The sequence below is a fragment of the Pseudomonas sp. P5_B2 genome (assembly GCF_056400445.1).
On record NZ_JBFULH010000328.1, the window covers coordinates 1 to 4,649 of the forward strand.

Below are 4,649 nucleotides of genomic sequence, written 5' to 3' on the forward strand. Positions count from 1 at the left end.
GCTTATCCGACCGAGTTCCCGTACTTCAACGGGATGAGCCTGAACAAGAACATCGCCAAGGTCGAAAAGACCGGGCCGCTGACCGTGGTCATGACGCTCAACAGCGTCGACGCCGCGTTCATCCAAAACATCGCCATGAGCTTCGCGGCCATCCTGTCCGCCGAATACGCCGACAAGCTAATGGCCGAAGGCAAACCGAGCGACATCAACCAGAAGCCGATCGGCACTGGCCCGTTTGCATTCAAGAGTTACCAGAAAGACTCCAACATCCGTTACACCGGCAACAAGCAGTACTGGGACCCGAGCCGGGTCAAGCTCGACAACCTGATTTTCGCCATCAACACCGACGCCTCGGTGCGCGTGCAGAAACTCAAGGCCAACGAGTGCCAGATCACCCTGCATCCGCGCCCCGCCGATGTGACTGCGCTGAAGAACGACAGCAAACTGCAGCTCATCGAGAAGCCTGGCTTCAACCTCGGCTACATCGCCTACAACGTTCGGCACAAGCCTTTCGACCAGCTCGAAGTGCGTCAGGCGCTGGACATGGCSGTSAACAAGCAAAGCATTCTCAACGCCGTCTACCAAGGTGCTGGGCAGTTGGCCGTCAACGCCATGCCKCCGACCCARTGGTCYTACGACGAAACGATTAAAGACGCCGCCTACAACCCGGAAAAAGCCAAGGAACTGCTCAAGGCTGCCGGCGTGAAAGAAGGCACCGAAATTACTCTGTGGGCGATGCCGGTTCAGCGCCCTTACAACCCGAACGCCAAGTTGATGGCCGAAATGCTCCAGGCTGACTGGGCAAAAATCGGTCTCAAAGTGAAGATCGTCAGCTACGAGTGGGGCGAGTACATCAAGCGCACCAAAAATGGCGAACACGACATCAGCCTGATCGGCTGGACCGGGGACAATGGGGACCCGGACAACTGGCTCGGCACGCTTTACAGCTGCGATGCCATTGGTGGCAACAACTATTCCATGTGGTGTGATCCGGCTTACGACAAGCTGATCAAGCAGGCCAAGGTCGTCACTGACCGCGACCAGCGCACCGTGCTCTACAAACAGGCGCAGCAGTACCTCAAACAGCAGGTACCGATCACGCCAGTCGCCCACTCGACGGTCAACCAGCCGTTAAGCACCAAAGTCGAAGGGTTCAAAGTCAGCCCCTTCGGCCGCAACGTGTTCTCGGGCGTCAGTATCGACCAATAACCGAATAGCCAGAACGCTGGGGGCGCATTGCGCCCTCACGCAAGCGTATTGCCGAAAATCGCCAGTCAGGCGTACTGCAAACGTTTGCGAAGCCTTGTTTGCGTTCTAAACCAAAAGCCGGATCACCCAATAAGACCGGCATTAAATAAAAAAAGAAACTTAGGAGCTTCACCATGAAACGGAGCAACAGCGCAATATTGGCCCTGGTCATCAGCAGCATAACCGCCACGGCTTACGCAGAAACCCAAAGCCAGGAATTCACCCCGGTGACGGTCAATACCAAAAGCTCGCAAGCCGACGCAACCGGCTTTGTCGAAGGCCAGTCGATCTATGGCACCACGCGTAACTGGTATGCCAACGAGCAACTGCACCGCGGCGGCAAATTCACTTACCGCAAAGACGGTGTAGCCACTCCGACTGATCGCCGTATCAACTGGGTTCAGGGCACCATCGTCCGGTACAACTCGGGCTTCACCCAAGGCACCGTAGGCTTGAGCACTGAAGTGGGTGCCTACAACGAGGTGGCTTTGGAACGTAATCGCAAGAACCTGGCTTCCAACAACGGTGGCGCACCGGGCACCCGTCCGGGCGCGGGCAACAACCGTACCCTGACAAAAGAAGGCGGCGACGCTCAAGGTCAGTGGAGCAAGCTGGGCCTGGCCAACATCAAGGCTCGCGCCTCCAACACCACCCTGACCGCCGGCCGCATGAACTTCAGCAGCCCGATGGTAGACGTCATCGGCAACCGTGCGCTGCCTTCAAGCTTCCAGGGTGTGGCGATCCACAGCGAAGAGCTGAACAACCTGGCCTTCGACCTGGGCACTTTCGATCGCAACTCACCGCGAACCGAAGAAAGCCTGAGTAAATTCCGTACCGAATACGCCAACGGCTTCGTTGAAACCGATCACGTCTACACCGGCGGCATCACCTTCACACCCTTCGCCAGCCTGACCACCAGCCTGTGGGCGACCCAGGCTGAAGACATCTGGAACCAATACTACTTCGGCGCCAATCACATCCTCGGTGACAGCCAGGTACTGAGCCTCAACACCGGCCTGAATTACTACAAAACCCAGGAAGAAGGTAAGGCCCTGCTCGGCAACATCGACAACGACACCTACTCCCTGTCGTTCGGCCTGACTCACCAGGCACATACCCTGACCTTCTCGTACCAGCAAGTGGAAGGTAACGAGTACTTCGACTACCTGCACGAAACCAACGGCATCTACCTGGCCAACTCCCTGCTGTCGGACTTCAACGGCCCGAACGAGAAATCCTTCCAGGTCGCCTATGGCCTGAACATGGCTGAATACGGTGTGCCTGGCCTGAAGTTCAACATCTACCAGGCGCGTGGCTGGGACATCAACGGTACTCACTACACCGGCACGGCCTACGACGTTAAGAACATGGACAACGAACATCATTACGAATACGGCATCGGTTCTACGTACGCCATTCAGAGCGGCCCGTTCCAGGACTCCACTGTTCGCGTGACCTACACCGCTCACCGTGCCAGCCAAAACCAGGGTGACGGCAGCATCAACGAGTTCCGCCTCGTGACTACCATTCCGTTCAACATCCTGTAATGCACCTGCCCACCGGCTGATTCATTGACGAATCGGCCGTTGGGTTTTGACTTTTAACTGATTGCAGAGGGTTCTTGATGAAAATGCTTCCCCTACGTGCGGCCATTGCGGCCGCGTTGCTCAGTGTCGCTGTTGGCGTTGCGGCCAAACCCCTGGTGGTCTGCACCGAAGCCAGTCCGGAAGGCTTCGATATGGTCCAGTACACGACTGCAGTCACCGCCGATGCCGTGGCCGAAACCATCTTCAATCGCCTGGCGGACTTCAAGCCCGGCACCACCGAGGTGATTCCGGCACTGGCCGACTCCTGGGACATCAGTGAAGACGGTCTGACTTACACGTTCCACCTGCGCAAAGGCGTCAAGTTTCACACCACCGATTACTTCAAGCCGACCCGCGACATGAACGCCGACGACGTAGTCTGGAGTTTCCAGCGTCAGCTGGACCCGAACCACCCATGGCACAAACTGTCGAGCGTGGGCTTCCCGTACTTTGAAAGCATGGGCTTCAAAGAACTGCTCAAAAGCGTCGAGAAAGTCGACGACACCACCGTCAAGTTCACCCTGACCCGTCGTGAAGCGCCGTTCCTGGCGGATATCGCCATGGCTTTCTCCTCGATCTACTCAGCCGAATACGCTGACCAGTTGCTCAAGGCGAACAAGACCGGCGACCTGAACAACAAACCCATCGGTACCGGCCCGTTCGTGTTCCAGCGTTATAACAAGGACGCTCAGGTTCGTTTCAAGGCCAACCCGGAGTATTTCCGTGGCAAACCACCCGCTGAAGTGTTGATTCTGGCGATAGCCACCGACAACAATGTGCGCCTGCAAAAACTCAAGGCCAACGAATGCCAGATCGCGCTGTATCCCAAGCCCGATGACATCCCGAGCATCAAGAAAGACCCCAACCTCAAGGTTGACGAGCTGAACGCGATGACCGTTTCGTACATCGCGATGAACACCTCTCACAAGTACTTGAGCGATGTGCGCGTACGCAAAGCCATCGACATCGCGTTCGACAAGGCCGCTTATGTCAATGCTTTGTTCGGCAAAGGCAATGCAACTGTGGCTGTCAACCCGTACCCTGACACCCTGCTGGGTTACAACCACGCCTTGAAAAACCCGCCGCGTGATCTGGACAAGGCCCGCGCCTTGCTCAAGGAAGCCGGCGTACCGGAAGGCACCACGTTTACACTGTTCACCCGCAACGGCGGCGGGCCGACCAACCCCAACCCGATGCTCGGTGCGCAGATGATGCAGGCTGACCTGGCTCAGGTCGGGATCAAGGTCGATATTCGCGTCATGGAATGGGGCGAAATGCTCAAACGTGCAAAAAACGGTGAGCACGACATGGTTTCCGCCGGATGGGCGGGTGATAACGGCGATCCGGACAACTTCCTGACGCCTATGCTCAGTTGCGAAGCAGCCAGGAACGGCGAAAACTACGCGCGCTGGTGCAACGAGAAATTCCAGACGCTGATCGACCAGGCACGGGCTAAAGTGAACCCGGAGGAACGTGCCGCGCTCTACGAGCAAGCCCAGGAGGTTTTCAATCAGGACCAGCCATGGATCAGCATGGCCCACACCCGTATGTTTACTGCAATGCGCAACAACGTAGAGGGCTATCACATTAGCCCGCTCACCACTAATAACTTCGCCACCACCCAGGTGAAGTAGATAAGAAACTACCGGCATTCCTGACCCAGGAATGCCGGGCACGCCTAACCGGCTGATGAGGTACACCAGAAGATGTTTAGTTTTATTGCCCGCCGACTGGGGTTATTGATCCCCACGTTCTTCGGCATCACCTTGCTGACTTTCGCGTTGATTCGCATGATTCCTGGCGACCCCGTAGAAG

General features: G+C 56.9%; 3 protein-coding genes and 1 pseudogene. All 4 read left to right on the forward strand.

All coding sequences use genetic code 11. The features are described from left to right. Positions 1-1,209, forward strand: a 1,209-nt coding sequence (locus tag AC1DRJ_RS19575) for an ABC transporter substrate-binding protein (protein WP_477803602.1), incomplete at its 5' end; no start/stop codon positions are given. 173 nt (positions 1,210-1,382) lie between these two features. Continuing rightward, positions 1,383-2,795, forward strand: a complete 1,413-nt coding sequence (locus tag AC1DRJ_RS19580; protein ID WP_477803603.1) for an OprD family outer membrane porin — start codon at positions 1,383-1,385, stop codon at positions 2,793-2,795. Positions 2,796-2,872: 77 nt separating this feature from the next. Then, positions 2,873-4,468 carry an ABC transporter substrate-binding protein gene (locus tag AC1DRJ_RS19585; protein WP_477803604.1) on the forward strand — a complete coding sequence of 532 codons (1,596 nt, stop codon included), beginning with the start codon at positions 2,873-2,875 and terminating at the stop codon, positions 4,466-4,468. 72 nt (positions 4,469-4,540) lie between these two features. Beyond that, a pseudogene (locus AC1DRJ_RS19590) lies at positions 4,541-4,649 on the forward strand (peptide ABC transporter permease); the annotation flags it as partial.

What these genes read in the sequence shown, in the direction of transcription:
- AC1DRJ_RS19585 (WP_477803604.1), top strand. Translation starts at nt 2,873, where the DNA reads ATGAAAATGCTTCCCCTACGTGCGGCCATTGCGGCCGCGTTGCTCAGT.
- AC1DRJ_RS19580 (WP_477803603.1), top strand. Translation starts at nt 1,383, where the DNA reads ATGAAACGGAGCAACAGCGCAATATTGGCCCTGGTCATCAGCAGCATA.